At 63.3% G+C, this 20,273-nt stretch carries 17 protein-coding genes and 1 pseudogene; 11 read left to right on the top strand and 7 right to left on the bottom strand.

What is annotated here, in order from left to right; translation table 11 throughout:
• Nucleotides 1-20 precede the first annotated feature (20 nt).
• Together DSM104440_RS11175 and thrC are read left to right on the top strand one after the other, a co-directional pair.
• Nucleotides 21-1,331 carry a homoserine dehydrogenase gene (locus DSM104440_RS11175; protein WP_171162620.1) on the top strand — a complete coding sequence of 437 codons (1,311 nt, stop codon included), beginning with the start codon at nt 21-23 and terminating at the stop codon, nt 1,329-1,331.
• Between the two features lie 106 nt (nt 1,332-1,437).
• On the top strand, nt 1,438-2,847 hold the full coding sequence (gene thrC / locus DSM104440_RS11170) for a threonine synthase (RefSeq protein WP_171162618.1): 1,410 nt from the start codon (nt 1,438-1,440) through the stop codon (nt 2,845-2,847).
• A gap of 53 nt (nt 2,848-2,900) precedes the next feature.
• On the opposite strand, the gene DSM104440_RS11165 is transcribed toward thrC, so the two are convergent.
• Genes DSM104440_RS11165 through DSM104440_RS11145 form a run of 5 tightly spaced genes read right to left on the bottom strand, consistent with a single transcriptional unit; the run spans nt 2,901 to nt 6,749 of the window.
• The gene (locus DSM104440_RS11165) at nt 2,901-3,932 is read right to left on the bottom strand and encodes a hypothetical protein (protein ID WP_171162616.1); all 1,032 of its coding nucleotides are present in this window, start codon (nt 3,930-3,932) and stop codon (nt 2,901-2,903) included.
• 29 nt (nt 3,933-3,961) lie between these two features.
• Complete coding sequence (locus DSM104440_RS11160) at nt 3,962-4,186, bottom strand: hypothetical protein (RefSeq protein WP_171162615.1); 225 nt, start codon at nt 4,184-4,186, stop codon at nt 3,962-3,964.
• A 6-nt stretch (nt 4,187-4,192) separates the two neighbouring features.
• Nucleotides 4,193-4,903 carry an MlaA family lipoprotein gene (locus DSM104440_RS11155; RefSeq protein WP_171162612.1) on the bottom strand — a complete coding sequence of 237 codons (711 nt, stop codon included), beginning with the start codon at nt 4,901-4,903 and terminating at the stop codon, nt 4,193-4,195.
• Between the two features lie 5 nt (nt 4,904-4,908).
• Nucleotides 4,909-5,760 carry a carboxylating nicotinate-nucleotide diphosphorylase gene (nadC, locus tag DSM104440_RS11150; protein WP_171162610.1) on the bottom strand — a complete coding sequence of 284 codons (852 nt, stop codon included), beginning with the start codon at nt 5,758-5,760 and terminating at the stop codon, nt 4,909-4,911.
• A 44-nt stretch (nt 5,761-5,804) separates the two neighbouring features.
• The gene (locus DSM104440_RS11145) at nt 5,805-6,749 is read right to left on the bottom strand and encodes a glycosyltransferase (RefSeq protein ID WP_171162608.1); all 945 of its coding nucleotides are present in this window, start codon (nt 6,747-6,749) and stop codon (nt 5,805-5,807) included.
• 97 nt (nt 6,750-6,846) lie between these two features.
• Between DSM104440_RS11145 and clpB the strand changes: the two genes are divergently transcribed.
• From clpB to DSM104440_RS11105, 9 genes and pseudogenes are all read left to right on the top strand, one after another.
• Nucleotides 6,847-9,447, top strand: coding sequence for an ATP-dependent chaperone ClpB (gene clpB / locus DSM104440_RS11140; protein ID WP_171162606.1), 2,601 nt, complete (start codon nt 6,847-6,849; stop codon nt 9,445-9,447).
• A 59-nt stretch (nt 9,448-9,506) separates the two neighbouring features.
• On the top strand, nt 9,507-10,598 hold the full coding sequence (locus tag DSM104440_RS11135; protein WP_171162604.1) for a DUF4238 domain-containing protein: 1,092 nt from the start codon (nt 9,507-9,509) through the stop codon (nt 10,596-10,598).
• Between the two features lie 137 nt (nt 10,599-10,735).
• Complete coding sequence (locus DSM104440_RS11130) at nt 10,736-12,301, top strand: class I SAM-dependent DNA methyltransferase (protein ID WP_171162602.1); 1,566 nt, start codon at nt 10,736-10,738, stop codon at nt 12,299-12,301.
• The gene (locus DSM104440_RS11125) at nt 12,291-13,583 is read left to right on the top strand and encodes a restriction endonuclease subunit S (protein WP_171162600.1); all 1,293 of its coding nucleotides are present in this window, start codon (nt 12,291-12,293) and stop codon (nt 13,581-13,583) included. Before DSM104440_RS11130 ends, DSM104440_RS11125 begins: the two co-directional genes overlap by 11 nt.
• Nucleotides 13,580-14,410 carry a hypothetical protein gene (locus tag DSM104440_RS11120; RefSeq protein WP_171162597.1) on the top strand — a complete coding sequence of 277 codons (831 nt, stop codon included), beginning with the start codon at nt 13,580-13,582 and terminating at the stop codon, nt 14,408-14,410. The genes DSM104440_RS11125 and DSM104440_RS11120 overlap by 4 nt, the downstream gene beginning before the upstream one ends.
• Nucleotides 14,411-14,476: 66 nt before the next feature.
• Nucleotides 14,477-14,581, top strand: a pseudogene (locus tag DSM104440_RS19660) (hypothetical protein); the annotation flags it as partial.
• A gap of 186 nt (nt 14,582-14,767) precedes the next feature.
• On the top strand, nt 14,768-15,085 hold the full coding sequence (locus tag DSM104440_RS19415; protein ID WP_246211975.1) for a type IV toxin-antitoxin system AbiEi family antitoxin domain-containing protein: 318 nt from the start codon (nt 14,768-14,770) through the stop codon (nt 15,083-15,085).
• Nucleotides 15,082-15,960: a nucleotidyl transferase AbiEii/AbiGii toxin family protein gene (locus DSM104440_RS11110; protein WP_171162593.1), complete on the top strand. Its 879-nt coding sequence runs from the start codon at nt 15,082-15,084 to the stop codon at nt 15,958-15,960. Before DSM104440_RS19415 ends, DSM104440_RS11110 begins: the two co-directional genes overlap by 4 nt.
• Nucleotides 15,957-19,088: a type I restriction endonuclease subunit R gene (locus tag DSM104440_RS11105; protein WP_171162591.1), complete on the top strand. Its 3,132-nt coding sequence runs from the start codon at nt 15,957-15,959 to the stop codon at nt 19,086-19,088. Before DSM104440_RS11110 ends, DSM104440_RS11105 begins: the two co-directional genes overlap by 4 nt.
• Here the strand turns inward: DSM104440_RS11105 and DSM104440_RS11100 are convergent.
• Nucleotides 19,065-19,985, bottom strand: coding sequence for an AraC family transcriptional regulator (locus tag DSM104440_RS11100; RefSeq protein WP_171162590.1), 921 nt, complete (start codon nt 19,983-19,985; stop codon nt 19,065-19,067). The two genes, DSM104440_RS11105 and DSM104440_RS11100, sit on opposite strands and share 24 nt — an antisense overlap.
• Entirely contained in the window at nt 19,982-20,224 is a 243-nt protein-coding gene (locus tag DSM104440_RS11095; protein WP_171162588.1) for a hypothetical protein, read from the bottom strand. The genes DSM104440_RS11100 and DSM104440_RS11095 overlap by 4 nt, the downstream gene beginning before the upstream one ends.
• Nucleotides 20,225-20,273: the final 49 nt, after the last annotated feature.

The following is a 20,273-nucleotide window of genomic DNA, read 5'->3' as shown; positions in this document are numbered from 1 at the left end:
TTTTTAGGACGCGCTCGTAGATGAAACCCATGCAAGTCGGCCTGTTGGGCCTCGGTACCGTCGGTGGCGGCACCGTGGACGTGCTGCGCCGCAACCGCGAGGAGATCGCCCGCCGCGCCGGCCGCGACATCGTCGTGAAGGTGGCGAGCGCTCGGGACCTCAAGAAGCAGCGCACGACAAACCTGGAAGGCATCGAGCTCATTGCCGATCCCGCGGCGATCATCGCGCGCCCCGACATCGACATCGTGGTCGAGCTGATCGGCGGCGACACGATCGCGCGCGAGCTCGTCCTCAAGGCGATCGACAACGGCAAGCATGTCGTCACCGCCAACAAGGCGCTGCTCGCCAAGCACGGCACCGAGATCTTCCTCGCGGCCCAGAAGAAGGGCGTGATGGTGGCGTTCGAAGGCGCGGTCGCCGGCGGCATCCCGATCATCAAGGCGATTCGCGAGGGCCTCAGCGCGAATCGCATCGAGTGGATCGCCGGAATCATCAACGGCACGTGCAACTACATCCTCTCGGAGATGCGCGACAAGGGCCTGCCCTTCGACATGGTGCTCGCCGAGGCGCAGCGCCTGGGCTACGCGGAAGCCGATCCGGCTTTCGACATCGAGGGCATCGATGCCGCGCACAAGCTCACGATCCTTTCGGCGATCGCCTTCGGCATCCCGATGCAGTTCGACAAGGTCTACACCGAAGGCATCGCAAAGCTCACCGCGATCGACATCAAGTACGCCGAAGGCCTGGGGTATCGGATAAAACTCCTGGGCATCACGCGGCGCACGGACAAGGGCATCGAGCTTCGCGTGCATCCGACGCTGATTCCCGCGCGCCGGCTGATCGCCAACGTGGAAGGCGTGATGAACGCCGTGCTGGTGAAGGGCGATGCCGTGGGCGCGTCCCTCTACTACGGTCGTGGCGCTGGCGCAGAAGCGACCGCCAGCGCGGTCGTGGCCGATCTCGTCGACGTCACGCGCATGGCAACCGCCGATCCCGAGCATCGCGTGCCGCACCTCGCATTCCAGCCCGATCGTCTTTCCGACGCGCCGATCCTCGGCATCGAGCAGGTGACCACGGCGTCGTACCTGCGGCTGCGCGCCTACGATCGCCCCGGCGTGCTCGCCGACGTGACGCGCATCTGCGCCGACAACGACATCTCCATCGACGCGATCTTCCAGAAGGAAGCGGGCGAGGGTGAAGACCAGGTGGACGTGGTCATCCTCACGCACGCCGCGCCCGAGAAGAACGTCAACGCCGCGATCCGCCGCATCGAGGCTCTGCCGACGATTCCATCGCCGGTGGTGCGCATCCGCCTCGAGGAGCTGCTGTGAATAAATGGGGTCAGACTCCACTTAATTTAATTCTGGGGGTAAGTCGGATCAGCCCCGACTTATCCCCAGAATTAAATTAAGTGGAGTCTGACCCCATTTATTGACCATGAAATACGTCAGCACTCGCGGGCATGCCGCGAATCAGTCGTTCACCGACATCCTGCTCGAGGGGCTTGCTCCCGACGGCGGACTGTCCGTGCCCGAGCAGTGGCCGCGCGTCATGCCCGTGAAGCTCGAGGCGATGCGCGACTTGCCCTATCCGCGCCTCGCATTCGAGATCGTTCGCTTCTTCGCGGACGACTTCCCGGGTGCCGCGCTCAAGAGCGCCTGCGAGAAGACCTACACGAAGGAGATCTTCGGTTCGCCCGAGATCACGCCGCTGCGCACGCTCGAACCCAACCTGCACATCCTCGGACTGTCGAACGGCCCGACGCTCGCGTTCAAGGACATCGCGCTGCAACTGATCGGCAACCTCTTCGAGCACGAGCTCGCCGCGCAGGATCGCAACCTCAACGTCGTGGGGGCCACGAGCGGCGACACCGGCTCCGCGGCCGAGCACGCGCTCAAGGGCAAGCCGCGCGTGAACGTCTTCATGCTCTCGCCGCAGGGGCGCATGAGCCCGTTCCAGCGCGCGCAGATGTTCTCGCTGCAGGAAGCCAACATCCACAACATCGCGGTCGAAGGTGTCTTCGACGAGTGCCAGGACGTGGTGAAGGCGATCAACGCCGATGCGGGCTTCAAGGAAGAGCACGCGATCGGCGCGGTGAACTCCATCAACTGGGCGCGCGTCGTGGCCCAGGTGGTCTACTACTTCAAGGGCTACTTCGCGGCCACGAGCTCGAACGACGAGCAGGTGAGCTTCGCCGTGCCCTCCGGAAACTTCGGCAACATCTTCGCGGGCTACGTCGCGAAGAAGATGGGCCTGCCGATCCGCCGGCTCGTGCTCGCCACCAACGAGAACGACGTCCTCGACGAATTCTTCCGCACGGGGCGCTACCGTCCGCGCAAGGCTGCCGAGACGCAGGAAACCTCGAGCCCGTCGATGGATATCTCGAAGGCGTCCAACTTCGAGCGCTTCATCTGGGACATCGTGGACGGCGACGGCGACAAGGTCGCGTGGCTCTGGGAGCAGGTCGCGCAGAAGGGCGGCTTCGATCTTTCCACCGACCGCGCCTGGGAGAAGGTCGAGGAAGACTCGGGCTTCGTCTCCGGCCGCAGCCTTCACGAAGACCGCGTCGAGACCATCCGCCTCGTGAAGAAGAAGTACAACCAGGTCATCGACCCGCACACCGCCGACGGCGTGAAGGTGGCACTCCGCCAGCGGGAACCCCGCTACCCGATGATCTGCCTGGAGACGGCGCTGCCGGTGAAGTTCGACGCCACGATCGTCGAAGCACTCGGCGAGCACGCGCCGCGCCCGCCGCAATTCGAAGGCCTCGAGAAACTCCCCCAGCGCTTCACCACCATGAAGCCCGACCCCGAAGCGCTGAAGGACTACATCCGGTCAAACCATTGAAAAAGGGGACAGTCCCCTTTTCGGAAATGGGGACTGTCCCCTTTTTCCCAGGATCAGGTCTTGCAGATCTTCTTGTTGTAGGCCTTCACGATCGGCGCGATGCCGGTCGGATCGAGCGAGTAGAAGTCGAAGTCCTGGCCCGTCGCGGCGTTGGCCATGTTCTCGATCTGCGACTCGCTGGCGCTCTTGAACTGCGACTTGAGCACCTTGACCACTTCCTGCCGGTTCACCATCTTCACGGCCTTGCTCTTGATCATCGCCTTGGCCGCGGCGATGAAGGCCGTCTTGCCGCCGGAGGTCATGCTCTTGAAGGCGAACGAAGCGCCACCGGTCTGGACTTCCATCGCGATCGTGATCACGAGATCCATCACCGACATCGTCTGCTCGAGCATCGCCGCCGCGCACTCCGGGAGATTGGCCGCGCATCCCAGGCCGCATTCCACCGGCGCTGATTTCGGGCACTGGCGCCAGCACACCGGGCCCCAGCCCGCGCTGCCCTTCCACTTGCATTCGTTGTAGCAGAGCCCGGCGGTGTTTTCCTTGCCGCTGTCGCAGGCCGTGGGGATGGTCCCCGCGCCGCGCGTCTGCGTGGGCTTGGTGCAGGTGGCCCCCGTGTCCGTGAAGCCGCTCGGGCAGCTCGGCGAGCAGATGCAGCAGCCGACGTTCTTAAAGCCCGATGCGCACTTGGGATAGGCCATTGCGCCGTTCATTTCGCAGCCCTGCGAGTGATCCTTGCCGCACCGGCTGAGCATTCCGCTGCTGCTGGTCCCGTCGGTGATCTTCCAGGCGTAGCCCGTGCCGCGCCCGTACGGCGCGGGTTTGGTGCAGCCCACGCCATGGTCGCTGTATCCGGCGGGGCAGTTCTTCCAGCAGACGGGGCCCGCCTGGCCGTAGCCCGACGGGCAACCGGAGTAGCACAGGCCGGCGTTGTTTTCCTTGCCGCTGCCGCATCCGGTGGGAATGGTGCCTGCGCCGCGTGGTTCGGTTTCCTTCCAGCAGAACTCGGCGGCGGCATTGAAGCTGAGGCCGGCAAGCGCGAGGAGCAGCCCCGCGATCGTGCCGATCGTGCGTGCGCGTGACGTCATTTTTGTTCTCCCCTGTTGAAGCCGTGAATCTAGAGGAACACGAGCCACGCGACAAGCAGGGTGAGGAGGAGACCGCCGATGGCCGCGCTGAAGATCACGGTGAGCACGCGCCCGTCGGCGGCGCGCTGGGCTTCGAGGTCGGTCGCGGGAATTGCGCGACTCCGGGCACGCTCGCGAAAGGCCATGAACATGACGCCGCCCATCAGCGTGCAAAACGCAACGAAGACGAAGAACAGCTTACAGCCCAGCGTCATGGCGCTTCAATAATCGTAGTTCGGGTCCTTCGGCGGCTTGCCGTCGTAGACCATGCTGCGCCGGCGCTGCAGCCACGCGTCGCGCACGAACGTGTAGCTGTCGCCTTCCGTGAGGGTGGCTTGCTCGAGGATGCTCCCGGCCTTCAGCAGGTTCGCGCGCGAGCGCACGACGTCCACGCCGAGCAGGATCCAGCCCGTGGCCTCGTCGTCGATGTAGCGGCCCCAGAAATACTGCGGGTCGATGTAGCGAGCCGGTGCATCGCGCGCGGTGGACGGGCCGAGCAGGGGAATCACGAAGTACGGCCCCGAGGGCACGCCCCACCAGCCCAGCGTCTGGCCGAAGTCCTCGTTGTGCTTCTCGAGGCCCATCGGGGTCGCCACATCCCAGAAACCGAAGATGCCGATCACGGAATTCACCGCGAGGCGGCCAAGATCGGACGCGCCTTCCTTCACCTTGCCCTGCAGGATGTTGTTGAGCCCGGTGCCGAGGTCCTGGAGGTTCCCGTAGAAGTTGTTCACGCCCGTTTGCACGAAGGTCGGCGTCACCTTCTGGTATCCCGTCGCGATCGGCTTGAGGATCGCCTTGTCCACGCCGTCGTTGAACTCGTGAACGGGACGGTTGTACGCCTCCCACGGGTCGCGGGGATCGCGCTCACCGGGCAGGGACGCGCAGCCGGAGGCCACGACGAGGAGGAGGGCTGCGAGCAGTGGGCGCATGGGGATCACGGGTGGTGGAATCGAAGGGAGAAGTCGGTGGCCTCGACGTCCTTGGTGAGGGAGCCGACGGAGATGCGGTGCACGCCCGTTTCCGCGATGGCGCGCACGTTGCCGAGGTTCACGCCGCCCGAGGCTTCGAGCTCGGCGCGCGAGCCCGTGAGCTTCACCGCGGCGCGCAGCGAATCGAGGCCGAAGTTGTCGAGCAGGACGAGCTTCGCGCCGGCGTTGAGCGCTTCCTCGAGTTGATTGAGGTTCTCGACCTCGATCTCGAGCAGCGTGCCGCGCGGCGTGTCGTGGATGGCCTTCTCGAGTGCCGCGCGAATGCTGCCGGCCGCGGCGATGTGGTTTTCCTTGATGAGCACGCCGTCGTGAAGGCCGATGCGGTGGTTCATCCCGCCGCCGGCGCGCACGGCGTACTTCTGCGCGATGCGCAGGCCCGGCAAGGTCTTCCGCGTATCGAGGATGCGCGCGTTCGTGCCGGCGACCGCATCGACATAGCGGCGCGTGCGGGTTGCCACGCCCGAAAGCAGCTGCAGGAAGTTGAGCGCGGTGCGTTCGCCCGTCAGGAGCGCTCGCGAATCGCCGTCGATCTCGCAAAGCGTGCCGTTGGCGACGATCGCCTGGCCGTCTTCGGCATGCCAGAAGACCTCCGCATCCGTGTCGAGCTCCTGGAAGGTGCGGTTGAACCAGCCCGTGCCGCACAGGACCGCATCCTGGCGCGTGATCAGCCGGGCCTTCGAGCGCCGGCCTTCGGGCACGAGGGCCGCCGTGAGGTCGCCCGCGCCTACGTCTTCGGCGAGCGCGCGAGTGACGTCGGCGGTAATTGTTTCTTCAAGGGCGTGGAAGGGATCGGACATCGGAGGCAGCGCGAGCGGAAATGGCGTTACGAGAATAACACCCGCTAAGTCCCCGCGCGGCGGCGCGCGAGCAGCGCGAGATTCTTCTCGATGCCCGGATGCCCCGGCACCACCGCGAGCGCACGGCGAAGCAGAACTTCGGCCTCGGCGAAGTTCCCGACGTTGATGTGCGCGAGCCCCGAAAGGTTGAGAGCGTTCACCTCACCGGGCTGCGTTTCGAGCACGGGTGCCAGCGTTTCGATCGCGGCTGCGAACTCTCCGCGCAGGACTTGCTCGCGCCCCCGGTGGATCCGCGCCGGCGGCAGGTCGTCCAACTCGGCGGCGAGATCGCGCCACTTGTCGCGGATGTAGCCCAGCGCGCGCTGCACCCGCGCGTCGTCACGGTTCCCACCCTCGCCGGTGCCCGAGTCCCCATCCATCACGTAGTAGCGCGACACGGGATCGGGCCGGTAGCGCAGCTTCGCGTGCCGGGCGCACTGCACGAAGAATTCGAGGTCCTCAAGGATGTCGAGCGATTCGTCGAAGCGCACGCCTTTGTCCAGCAGCCCGCGGCGAAACATCACCGCACCCAGCTGGAAGAAGCCCGTCGTGAGCTGCTCCCAGTCGTGCCAGGGACCGCCATATAAATAGAGGGGATTGCCCTGGGGATCCACGGCTTGGGAGCGGGCATGGACGAACTGCGCGGCCGGGTCGGCGTCGAATTCCGAGAGCAGGGTGCGGAACTGGTGGGGCATCAGCTCATCGTCGTCGTCCAGGAACGCGATGTATTCCCCGGAGGCGGCGTCGAGCCCGGCATTGCCGGCCTGGGGTCGCGTCAGGCGCCCGCCGTCCGAGGCCACGACCAGGCGGGTACCGAAGGGGCCGGTCTTCGGGGCGACGGGCTTGTGGGCGCGGCCGCAGGCGGCCACGACCAGCACCTCGGCATCGATGCCTGGCGCATCCTGGGAGGCGACGGAGGCCAGGGCCCGGGAGAGGGCGGGGCGGTCCATGCTCCGGATAATCAGCGAGACGGTCGACATCGCAGGGTCTTGAAAACGTGGGGGAATAACCCCAGCTATCAGGTAGCGATCCAAGGATAACAAAGCCATGAGACTCGACAAACTGACGACCAAGTTCCAGCAGGCGCTCGCCGATGCCCAGAGCCTCGCGCTCGCCAACGACGCGGGCTTCATCGAGCCCCTGCACCTGCTCTCCACGCTGCTCGACCAGCAGGACGGGGGCACCTCGTCGCTCCTGTCCCGCGCCGGCGTGAACGTGGCTGCGCTCGAAGCCGGCCTTTCTGCCGCGATCGCCAAGCTGCCCAAGGTCGAAGGGCAGGGCGGCGAGATCTCCGTCTCCCGCGACCTCGGGAACCTGCTCAACCTCACCGACAAGGAAGCCACCAAGCGCGGCGACCAGTTCGTCTCGTCGGAGCTCTTCCTGTTGGCGGCGGTGGGCGACAAGGGCGACTTGGGGCGCCTGCTCAAGCAGCACGGCGCGAATGCCGCGGCGCTGGGCAAGGCCATTGAAGCGGTGCGCGGCGGGGCGGGCGTGAATTCCGCGGAAGCCGAAGGCGGCCGCGAGTCGCTGAAGAAATACACCATCGACGTCACCGAGCGCGCCCGCCACGGGAAGCTCGATCCGGTCATCGGCCGCGACGAGGAAATCCGCCGCGTGATCCAGGTCCTGCAGCGGCGTACCAAGAACAACCCGGTCCTGATCGGCGAGCCCGGCGTGGGCAAGACCGCCATCGTCGAGGGACTCGCACAGCGCATCGTGAATGACGAAGTGCCTGAGGGACTTCGCGGCAAGCGTGTGCTGTCGCTCGACATGGGCCTGCTGCTCGCCGGTGCGAAGTATCGCGGCGAATTCGAGGAGCGGTTGAAGAATGTCCTGAAGGAGCTTTCGCAGGACGAAGGCCAGACCATCGTCTTCATCGACGAGCTTCACACCATGGTCGGCGCGGGCAAGGCTGAAGGCGCCATGGATGCCGGCAACATGTTGAAGCCCGCCCTTGCGCGCGGCGAATTGCATTGCGTCGGCGCGACCACGCTCGACGAATACCGCAAATACATCGAGAAGGACGCCGCGCTCGAGCGCCGCTTCCAGAAGGTGCTCGTGGACGAGCCCGGCGTGGAAGACACCGTCGCGATCCTTCGCGGCCTCAAGGAGAAGTACGAAGTCCACCACGGCGTGAACATCACCGACCCGGCCATCGTCGCCGCGGCCGAGCTTTCGCATCGCTACATCACGGATCGTTTCCTGCCCGACAAGGCGATCGACCTCATCGACGAGGCAGCTTCGCGCATCAAGATGGAGATCGATTCCAAGCCCGAGGTGATGGACCGGCTCGACCGGCGCCTCATCCAGCTGAAGATCGAGCGCGAAGCGGTGAAGAAGGAAAAGGACGACGCTTCGAAGAAGCGCCTGGGCCTCATCGAGGACGAGATCAAGCGCCTCGACATCGAGTACGCCGACTTCGACGAGGAGTTGAAGGCGGAGAAGGCGCGCGTGCATGGCACGACGCACGTGAAGGAAGAGATCGAGAAGGCCAAGCTCGAGATGGAAGAGGCGCGCCGCAAGGGCGATTACGCCAAGATGTCCGAGATCCAATACGGCCGCATCCCCGAGCTGGAGAAAAAGGCGAAGGCTGCCGAGGCCGCGACGAAGGACGGCGGCGGCAAGATGCGGCTGCTGCGCACCGAAGTCGGCGTGGAGGAAATCGCCGAGGTCGTCGCACGCGCCACGGGCATTCCCGTTTCCAAGATGCTCCAGGGCGAGCGCGGCAAGCTCCTGCAGATGGAAGACAAGCTCCACCAGCGCGTGGTCGGCCAGGACGAAGCCGTCCGCCTCGTCTCCGAAGCGATCCGCCGTTCACGCGCGGGTCTCTCGGATCCGAAGCGGCCTTACGGTTCGTTCCTGTTCCTCGGCCCGACGGGTGTGGGCAAGACCGAGCTTTGCAAGGCGCTCGCGGAATTCCTCTTCGATTCGGAAGACGCGCTCGTGCGCATCGACATGTCCGAGTACATGGAGAAGCACTCCGTGTCGCGCCTGATCGGCGCGCCTCCGGGGTACGTCGGCTATGAAGAAGGCGGCCACCTCACCGAGATCGTTCGCCGCAAGCCCTACTGCGTGATCCTGCTCGACGAAGTCGAGAAGGCGCACCCGGACGTGTTCAACGTGCTTCTGCAAGTGCTCGACGACGGCCGCATGACCGACGGGCAGGGCCGCACGGTGAACTTCAAGAACACCGTGATCGTGATGACCTCGAACCTCGGCTCACAGATGATCCAGTCGATGTCCGGCCAGGACTACCAGGTCGTGAAGCTCGCCGTGATGGGCGAGGTGAAGTCGCAGTTCCGCCCCGAGTTTGTGAACCGCATCGACGAGATCGTTGTGTTTCATGCGCTTGATGAAGCGAACATTGCGAGCATCGCTCGGGTGCAACTCAAGGAGCTCGAGAAGCGCGTGCGGGCGATGGAGATGGAGATTGAAATTACTGATTCGGCTGTCGCGGAGCTCGCGAAGGCTGGGTTCGATCCTGTCTACGGCGCGCGGCCGCTGAAGAGGGCGATCCAGCAGCAGATCGAGAACCCGCTGTCGAAGGCGATCCTGGAAGGGAAGTTCGGGCCCAAGGACACCATCCGCGTGGATGCGAAGGGTGGGGTGTTCAGCTTTGAGAAGGGTGGGTTGAAGCGGGCGGCTTGAGAAGGTACATGAGGCGACGCACCGCCCCTCGGCCTTGAGTTAGAAACGGATCGCGAGCGATGGCAGTCAATAAGAATCAACATTTTGTTCCGCGTGTGTATCTGCGATCGTTCGCGGTGCCGGAGTGCAACGGCGCCGCGATTAATCTCTTTAACATCGATCGCGGGAAGTGCATATTTCGCGCGCCAACCAAGAGTCAGTGTTCCGGCGACTACTTCTATGGCAAGGATCCGGAGCTTGAGGTAGCTATACAAGCGCTTGAGGGGGAATACGGTCGTGTAAGCGAGCGGGTTCAGGCTCGCGGTCACATGCCGGGCTTGGATGATCTTCGCGTTCTTAGGCTTTTCTGGCTGCTGCAGCACCTTCGCACAGAAGCGGCCTCGCAAAGGGCTGTAGAGATGTCGGACATGTCGCAAATCGGCATAGACGATCCTCGATACAAGCTCGGAATCAAGGATGCCGTGCAGATGGCAATGAGGAACTTCGCCGACGCGATGGGCGCAATCGATGACTTGAAGGTGTGTCTTGTCCGCAATACATCTGACGTTCGATTCGTGACATCCGATGATCCGGCGATCCTAACGAATCGATGGCATCTCCAGCGGTCGACCCCGCGCATATGGTCTTTCGGCATTCACTCTGCTGGCACGCTCGCAATACTCCCTCTGACGCCAGAGCTTCTCTTTCTGGCGTACGACAGTGATGTCTACCAGGTTCCCGCCAGCGACCGCGGCCGCGTGACCGTACGCAGAGAGGGCGATGTGGAGGCGCTGAACCAGCATCAGTTCCTAAATTGTCGGGCAAACATATTCTTTCGCGATACGGGTGACGCTGACCCGATTGCGGCGAGATTCGCGGAGGTATCAGGGCGACGTCCGGCGGCGCGTCATGTCCTCCACTATGCTGTCAAGGACAAAGTCGAGCACGGATCCACGCGCTATCGAGTTGTCGAACACCCTCCGGCGGATGCCAACGAAGAGGCGCTCTTACACATTCAAGTCGTACATGCCGAGCCCGGCGCCTGGCCGTCGATCCTGCAAAGACGCCACAAGGGGGTGGTGTACACCAATGGCTCGGGCGCTGGGTTTGTCCGCAAACTGAAGGTTCGCGTCGATGCGTCGCCGCCATGTCGGAAGACGCCGGCTTACTAGCGCAGCGCCTAGACGTCCGTCGCTTGTACTTCGCTTACTAGTCGAATTGAAGGGACGCAATCCTCAGCTTCCCGCGCTAACATTGCCCCCGCAGGAACAACCTGGGCCGATCGATCAGGCGCCCACGCAGGGGAGCGATGGCAAACGCAAGCAAGAAGGACCAGCGCGGGGCGAACGGCTCGGGCGCTAACCTCGGATTCGAAGCGAAGCTGTGGGCCGCGGCGGACGCGCTCCGCAACAACATGGATGCCGCGGAGTACAAGCACGTCGTCCTCGGGCTGATATTCCTCAAATACATCTCGGACGCCTTCGAGGACAAGCACGACGATCTGGTGGCCCACAAGAAGCAGGGCGCCGATCCCGAGGACCCGGACGAGTACCGTGCTGCTGGCATCTTCTGGGTGCCGCCGGAGGCGCGGTGGAAGTACCTGAAGTCGATGGCGCCGCAGTCCACGATCGGCGAGCTCGTGGACAACGCGATGACCGCCATCGAGCGCGACAACCCCACGCTCAAAGGCGTGCTGCCCAAGGACTACGCGCGCCCCGGCCTCGACAAGCAGCGCCTCGGCCAGATCATCAACCTGGTGAGCGACATCGCGCTCGGTTCCGCCGCCGACCGCTCGAAGGACACGCTCGGCCGCGTCTACGAGTACTTCCTCGCACGTTTTGCCAGCGCGGAGGGCAAGAGCGGCGGCCAGTTCTATACACCCTCGCACGTGGTACGCGTACTGGTTGAGATGCTCGCGCCGTACAAAGGTCGCGTCTACGATCCGTGCTGCGGGTCGGGAGGCATGTTCATACAGAGTGAGAAGTTCATCGAGGCCCACGCGGGCAAACTGGGTGACATTTCCATCTACGGCCAGGAATCCAACTACACGACGTGGCGGCTGGCCAAGATGAACCTCGCCATTCGCGGCATCGACGCACAGATCGGGCACGGCGACACTTTCCACGCACACAAGCATCCGGACCTCAAGGCCGACTACGTCTTGGCCAATCCGCCCTTCAACGATAGCGACTGGCGCGGCGAACTGCTGAAGGACGACAAGCGTTGGGTCTACGGCGTGCCCCCCGCGGGCAACGCGAACTTTGCTTGGGTGCAGCATTTCATCCACCACCTCGCGCCCACTGGGCTCGCAGGCTTCGTGCTCGCCAACGGCTCAATGTCGGCGAACCAGTCTGGCGAGGGCGAGATTCGCAAGGCCATCATCGAGGCCGACCTCGTGGACTGCATGGTGGCGCTGCCGGGACAGCTCTTCTATTCAACGCAGATCCCTGTATGCCTCTGGTTCCTTGCTCGCAACAAGAGGAACGGCCGCTTTCGCGATCGACGGGGCGAGACGCTGTTCATCGACGCACGCAAGCTGGGCACGATGGCCGATCGCACGCACCGCGAACTGCTCGATGCAGATATCGCGAGAATCGCGGGCATCTACCACGCCTGGCGCGGTGACAAGGATGCGGGGGTGTACGCCGACATGGCCGGCTTCTGCAAGCGTGCCACGCTGGAGGAGATTCGCAAGCACGGTCACGTGATCACGCCTGGTCGCTACGTCGGTGCCGAGGCCGCCGAGGACGATGGCGAGCAGTTCGAGGAGAAGATGAGGCGGCTAAGCGCGACGTTGCGCGAGCAGCAAGGCGAGGCTGCAAAGCTCGATCATTCGATTGCCGCTACCTTAAAGGAGCTTGGGTATGGCGGGTGAGTGGGAGCCGGTGCTCGTAGGCGAAATTGCGGAATCGGTTTCCGATACGCATCTTCGTGCTCAGGCGAAACTTGTGTTCCTGAATACGTCCGATGTGCTGTTGGGAAAGGTCCTTCACCGGACCTATTCAGATGTACGCAACTGGCCTGGACAGGCGAAGAAATCTATTTGTCGCGACGACATACTTTTCAGCGAGATTCGCCCGGCAAATGGTCGTTGGGCATTTATCGATTTCAATGCTGAGGACTTTGTCGTGTCGACGAAGCTCATGGTTATCCGACCAAGGACCAACCGTGTGGTCCCTCGCTTCTTGTACCACTTCCTTACTAGCGCAAAGACGACCGGGTGGCTTCAGCACTTGGCCGAATCGCGCTCTGGGACATTTCCGCAGATCACGTTTGATCAGGTTGCCGAGCTAGAACTCGAACTCCCACCCCTTGGGGCGCAAGAGGGGATCGCCAAGTTCTTGGACTGTATTGACAGCAAGATCGAGGTGAGCCGGCGCATGAACGAGACGCTGGAAGCAATGGCGCGGGCGCTCTTCAAGTCGTGGTTTGTGGACTTCGATCCGGTTCGCGCCAAAGCCGAAGGTCGCAACCCCAATCTGCCCACGCCTCTCGCGGCTCTCTTTCCGGATTCCTTCGAAGGTTCGCCGCTGGGCGAGATTCCGATGGGATGGGGGGTTAGGACTATCGGAGATCTCGCGGACATCGTGGGCGGGAGCACGCCGAGCACCACTGAGCCGACCTATTGGGACGGCGGCACTTGTGCATGGGCAACGCCCAAGGACCTTGCTGGTCTGTCGGTGCCTGTTTTGCTTGATACGGAAAGGCGAATCACGGGTGCTGGTCTTGCTCAAATAGGTTCTGGACTGCTTCCCAAGGGAACGGTGCTCTTGTCCTCGCGCGCCCCGATCGGGTACTTGGCAATCGCCGAGGTCCCTGTCGCCGTCAACCAAGGCTTTGTCGCGATGAGGCCGAAGGCCGAGATTTCAAACCTCTTCCTGCTGTTCTGGGCGAGCGTCGCGCACGACGAGATCGTAAGCCGCGCGAACGGCTCCACTTTTCTAGAGATAAGCAAGGCGAATTTTCGGCCAATCCCGATAGTTAAGCCCTCGCCTGGCGTAATGCAAGCGTTCGAGCACCTCGCCAGACCTATGTATGAGCGCATCGTCGAGTGCGCACGCGAATCACGAATGCTCACGGCTCTGCGCGACGCGCTGCTGCCCAAGCTCATCTCGGGCGAGTTGCGGCTAACCGAAGTGGCTGCTGTCTCGTCATGAGCAGTTTGCGCATGGTTGAGCGGGAGTGCCTTGAGGAACTATTCGGGATGGGTAGTGGCTACGTCATGGATTTCTCTAACCGCACCTTCAGCGAGTTCTTTCGCGAGAGCGCGCGGGTTGACATTTACGACGATAAATACTCAAAGAACGGTGATTCGAAGGCGCGCCGGCTCCGCGCATTTATTGAAATGGAATCCGATGCCGTCGTTGGGAAGAGCATTGCGGATCTGCTTGAGTATTGGCGCTACAAGGCCCAGCAGCCCTCCGCAAAGGAGCAGGCACTCGCCCAGCGAGCTGGTGACTTGGTTGAAAGACTGCTCGGAAAGCCGATGCAAAGGAGGGATTCTGCGGAGGAGTTCCTCAAGCAAGATTTTGGCGCGTTTTCGCTGCAGAAGGTTCAGGTCACCGGCGCGCTGGTTCCTATTCTTGAGGCTAGAGTTGCCGAGGCAATTCGTTGCCTGAAGGCGGATTCACCACTGGCCGTAATCTTTCACTGCGGAAGCATTCTCGAAGGCCTATTGCTTGGCGTGGCTAGTGCGAACCCACGAGACTTCAATCAAGCCCAGGCCAGTCCAAAGGACAAGTCCGGAGTCGTGAAACCACTTTACGAATGGAGTCTTGCGAGCTTCATCGATGTGGCTTGCGAGCTCGGATACTTGAAACTGGACGTGAAGAAATTCAGCCACGCTTTGAGGGATTTCAGGAACTACATTCACCCCTACGAGCAGATGAGTTCTGGATTCAAGCCGGACAGGCACACCGCTGAGATTTGTTTGCAAGTGCTGAAGGCAGCCGTTGCTTCGCTTGGCGGAGAGAGAAAGCAGTAACTCCGGTCTGCGCCGAGCGCGTGGCTAAACCTTGACAGTTATGAATAACTGTCTATTATTTGCCACATGCCCCCCCGCAGCAATCGAGAACGAACCCTCCAGCTAGCACGCCGTGCGCGCGGAGTTACGCCTCGCGAGCTCACAGAGCAGGGGATCCATCGGCAAGTCCTGACTCGACTCGTAGAGCAGGGGCAAATCGAGCGTATTGCTCGAGGGGTCTACCGACTGCCAGAGCAGCCCGTCTCGGAGAACCATGGCCTTGCTCTAGCTGCGGCCGCAGTCCCGCAGGGAGTTATCTGCCTCCTTTCGGCGCTCCAGTACCACGGCATCGGTACGCAACTTCCCTCAGAAGTTTGGTTGGCACTAGACCGCCGGGCGTGGCGGCCGAAGCTCGCATACCCGCCGCTTCGAATCTTTCGATATACGGGAGAGGCGCTGACTGCCGGTGCCCAGACGCATCGGATTGAGGGCCGGCTGGTAAAGATCTACGGGCCGGCGAAGACCGTGGCGGACTGCTTCAAGTACCGCAACAAGATCGGCTTGGACGTGGCGATGGAGGCGCTGCGCGAGGGATGGAGGGCGCGTCGCTTCACAATGGACGAACTCGACCGTTACGCGGCCATCTGTCGCGTGCAGAAAGTGATGCGACCTTACCTTGAGGCGCTTTCTGCATGAGCGGCGAGCGCGACGGCCTCGCCCGATCGGTACAGGTGCGCCTTGCGCGGCACGCCAAGGAGATCGGTGTCGATCCGAACTTGGTGCTGACGCGTTACGGCGTGGAGCGGTTTCTCTACCGCCTTTCGCGCTCGCCGCATGCAGAGCGCTTCGTGCTCAAAGGGGCGCTTCTCCTCCTGGTTTGGCTGGGAGAGAACCTTCGGCCAACGCGCGATGCAGATCTACTCGGCTTCGGAGACATGGCCGACGACGAGCTTCTGAAAATCTTCTGGGAAGTTTGCGATTTCGCGGTTGAGCCGGACGCTGCAACGTTTGACGCGGGGTCGGCGAAGGTAGAGCCCATCCGCGAGGGCGATGCGTACGGCGGCAGGCGCATAGTTCTGCAGGGTCGGATTGGGACTGCCCGCGTGAGCGTCCAGGTGGACATCGGAATCGGCGATGCCGTGACGCCTGAGCCGCAGTGGCTCGAGTACCCAAGTCTCCTCGGATTCCCAAGCCCAAGGCTTCGGGCTTACCCGCGGGAAACGGTTGTCGCCGAGAAGGTGCATGCGATGGTCGTGCTAGGGACACGCAACAGTCGAAAGAAGGACTACTTCGATGTGCGAGCGCTGCTGCGTGAGGATGAGCTGGACGAAACGCTACTCGTGAACGCGATCGCCGCCACTTTTGCGCGGCGCCGCACGGAGCTGCCCGAGGGAATCCCGGTAGGCCTGAGCGACGTGTTCTCCAATGATCCGACGCACCAGGCGCAATGGCGAGCTTTCCTCGCCAAGAATCGCCTGGAGGGCCCCGAACTTGCGGATGTGGTGAATGAAATTCGCGAGCACCTCAAACCAGTGCTCGAGAGGGCACGCGGGCAGAAGGTCACTGAATGACCAAGTTCACCGAGTCCGTCGTCGAGGAAGCTGCGCTCGGGTGGCTGGAGGGTCTCGGCTACTCCGTGCTGCACGGCCCGGACATCGCCGCCGGCGAGCCTGCTGCGGAGCGCATAGATTCGAACTTCCGCGATGTGTTGCTCGAAGGGAGACTTCGCGGGGCGCTTAGGCGTCTGAACCCCGAACTTCCGAGCGGGGCCGTTGAAGACGCCTTCCGCAAGCTCACCCGCATCGATGCGCCCTCGCTTGTAGAGCGCAACCGCGCGGTCCACCGCATGCTGGTGGATGGCGTGACCGTCGAATACCGGCGCAAGGATGGCTCAATCGGCGGAGCGCAGGCCCGTGTCATCGACTTCGCGGCGGCCACCACCAACGACTGGCTCGCGGTGAATCAGTTCACCGTGTGCGAAGGGCAGCACACGCGGCGGCCGGACCTAATCATCTTCGTGAACGGCCTGCCGCTCGCGGTGATCGAGCTCAAGAACCCGGCCGACGAGAACGCCACAATATGGTCGGCGTTCCAGCAACTACAGACCTATCAAGCCCAGATTCCGGCGCTCTTTGCGACCAACGCCGTGCTGCTGGCTTCCGACGGCGTGCAGGCGCGCATCGGCTCACTCGGCGCCGGCAAGGAATGGTTCAAGCCGTGGCGTACCGTGACAGGGCAGGCGGATGCGCCCGCCCACCAGGCGGAGCTCCAGGTGATGCTCGAAGGCGTCTTCGAGCAACAGCGCTTCCTCGACCTCTTGCGCTACTTCATCGTCTTCGAGGATGCAGGCAGTGGAAAGCTCGTAAAGAAGTTGGCGGGCTACCACCAGTTCCATGCCGTGAATGTCGCCGTCGAGGAGACGCTGCGTGCCGCGAAGAGCGTGGCCGCCGAGCCACCCGGAAATTACGAGACGCGCCAACCGGGCGGTGAGCCGGGCGATCGCCGCGTTGGCGTCGTGTGGCATACGCAGGGCGCGGGCAAGAGCTTGACGATGGCCTTCTACGCCGGCCGTGTCATCCTGCATCCGGCGATGGCGAACCCCACGCTCGTAGTGCTCACCGACCGAAACGATCTCGACAACCAGCTCTTCGGCACCTTCGCGCTCTGCCGCGACCTCCTGCGCCAACCTCCTGTGCAAGCTGCCGACCGCGCGGACCTCCGCGCGAAGCTGGCAGTGGCATCGGGTGGCGTGGTGTTCACGACGATCCAGAAATTCTTCCCGGAAGAGAGGGGCGATCGTCACCCCGTTCTCTCCGACCGACGCAACATCGTCGTCATGGCCGACGAGGCGCACCGCAGCCAGTACGACTTCATCGATGGCTTCGCGCGCCACATGCGCGATGCGCTGCCCTTCGCTTCGTTCGTCGGCTTCACGGGAACGCCGATCGAAAAGGCTGATGCCAACACGCGCGCGGTGTTCGGCGACTACATCAGCGTCTACGACATCCAGCGCGCGGTGGTCGATGGCGCGACGGTTCCGATCTACTACGAGAGCCGGCTGGCGAAACTCGCCCTCAAGGACTCCGAGCGTCCGACGATCGACTCCGAGTTCGAGGAGGCGACCGAAGGCGAGGAGGTCGAGCGCAAGGAGAAGTTGAAAAGCCGTTGGGCGCAGCTGGAAGCCGTGGTGGGCTCCCAGGGTCGCATCAAGCTTGTCGCCCGCGACCTGGTCGAACACTTCGAGACCCGCCTCACGACGATGGAAGGCAAGGCGATGATCGTGGTGATGAGCCGCCGCATCGCCGTGGAGCTGTACCGCGAACTGGTGGCCCTGCGGCCCGCGTGGCATGGCGATGATGATGGTGAGGGTGAGCTCAAGGTGATCATGACCGGTTCTGCCTCGGATCCTCTCGACTGGCAAGGCCACATCCGCAACAAGCAACGACGCGACGTCTTGGCCGACCGCTTCCGCAAGGCCACCGATCCCTTCCGCATCGTGATCGTCCGCGACATGTGGCTCACGGGGTTCGACGCGCCCAGCCTGCACACGATGTACGTGGACAAACCGATGCGCGGCCACGGCCTGATGCAGGCCATCGCGCGCGTGAACCGTGTGTTCAAGGACAAACCCGGCGGACTGGTTGTGGACTACCTCGGCCTTGCCGACGAGCTCAAGCAGGCATTAGCCACGTACACGGAGGCGGGCGGAACCGGCAAGACGGCCCTCGACCAGGCAGAGGCGGTTGCGGTCATGCTGGAGAAATACGAGGTGACCTGCGGCCTGTTCCATGGTTTCGACCGGTCGCCTTGGATCGCCGGCACGCCCCAAGCCCGGCTCTCCCTGTTGCCGGCCGCGCAGGAACACATCCTGGCCCAGAAGGAAGGCAAGGACCGTCTGCTGCAGTGTGTGACCGACCTTTCCAAGGCGTTCGCGCTATCCGTACCGCACTCTGAGGCGATGCGCATTCGAGATGACGTCGGCTTCTTCCAGGCCGTGCGTGCGGTGCTAGCGAAGAACCTCACGGGCGAGCGCAAGACGAACGAGGATCTCGACCACGCCATTCGTCAGATCATCTCGAAGGCGATGGTGTCCGATGAAGTCGTCGACATCTTTGCGGCGGCGGGTCTCAAGAGGCCGGATATCTCGATCCTGTCGGACGACTTCCTTGCCGAGGTGCGCGGCATGCCGCAGCGCAATCTGGCTGTCGAGCTGCTGGAGAAACTCCTCAAGGGTGAGATCAGGACGCGAAGCAAGCGCAACATCGTCCAGGCGCGGTCATTCTCCGAAATGCTGGAACAGGCGCTACGCAAGTACCAGAACCGCGCTATCGAAACCGCCAAGGTCATCGAGGAGCTGATCCAGCTCGCGAAAGATATGCGCAAGGCCTCCGAACGCGGTGATCAGCTCGGCCTCACCGATGATGAGGTCGCGTTCTACGACGCGCTCGAAGCCAACGACAGCGCCGTGAAAGTGCTGGGCGACGAGAACCTGCGAATCATCGCGCGCGAGTTGGTAACGACGCTCCGGGCGAACGTGACGATCGACTGGACGGTGCGCGAGAACGTTCGCGCGCAACTCCGTGTGCTGGTGAAGCGCATCTTGCGCAAGTACGGCTACCCGCCTGACAAGCAGGAGAAGGCGACACAGACGGTGCTGGAGCAGGCGGAGCTGCTCTCAAGCGGTTGGGCGACCGCGTGATGCCGGGTCGCGCGCATACCGTCCCGGCGCCTGCCCCACATGCCTGCTGAACGCCGTACTAAACGTACTCGCCGACCCATACCCAACCCTTTCCGCAACCTCCCCAATCCCCAGATCCTCCCGCCGTAGCAGCTCCTTCGCGATCGCCATTCGCCACGCGAGCAGATACTCCATCGGCGCCATCCCCACCGCCTTCGTGAACCTGTCGTAAAACGCAGAACGCGAAAGCGCCGCTTTCTTCGCGAGCTGTTCCACCGTCCACGCTTTGGCAGGCTCACCATGCATGTGCCGTATCGCCGCGGCGAGCCGCGAATCCGCCAACCCATGCAGTAGCCCAGGCGGAGCATCCTCACTCGGCGTCGAGCGCAGCGCCTCAATCAGCAACGTCTCAATCAACCGCGCCAGCACAAGCTCCCGCCCAGGCCGTTCATCCTTGGACTCCTCGTTCACCAACCGCACCAGCGTCAGCATCCGCTCGACACCGCGCAGTTGAATCAACGGCGGCAGCAGCGACACCAGCAGCGCCGCATCTTCCGAATCGAAAATGAAGTAACCCCCGAGCATGCGCACGTCGGGCTTCCCCCCCTTCGTGCCATAGCGGACCTCGGTGTCAGGGGAGGGTGCGGTCTTCGGGTCGACGCGCTTGGGCGTGTAGGGCTCGAAGCCGGAGATGGTGAAGCTGGGCGTGGTCGGGAGGAACACGAAGTCGCCGGACTCGAGCGTCGTGGGTTTCATTCCGCCCAGCGTGAGCTGGCAGCGCCCCTCGAGCACGGCGCAGAAGCTGGGATACCCGAAGTCGGAGTAGTGCACGCCCCAGCGGCCCGCGCCGCTGATGGCCTTCGAGTACACGGTGCGCGGCCGCAGCAGCGCGATGACTTCCGAGAGGGGATCGCTCATGGCTTCTTCGCCGGGATGATCTGCACCTGCACCGGACGTTTCGCCGCCGCCTCGGCCGCTTCGGTCTTCGCCTTCCGCAGATGCACGTCGAGGATCCAGATGATCACCGCGCACGCGGCGATGCCCAGCACCGCGGCCACCGCCCACTTGGAGATGGTGGCGCCCCAGCGTCGCGGCGGGTCGTAGCTCTTGCCCACGACGGCGTCGAGCTCCTGCTGGATCTTGTCTTTGGGCCGCATCGCCGGACGTTCGCCAATGAAATTGGGACGACCGATTGTAGGGCGTCCG

Source organism: Usitatibacter palustris (assembly GCF_013003985.1).
Classification (GTDB): domain Bacteria; phylum Pseudomonadota; class Gammaproteobacteria; order Burkholderiales; family Usitatibacteraceae; genus Usitatibacter; species Usitatibacter palustris.
This window is presented reverse-complemented; position numbering and strand designations above follow the sequence as displayed.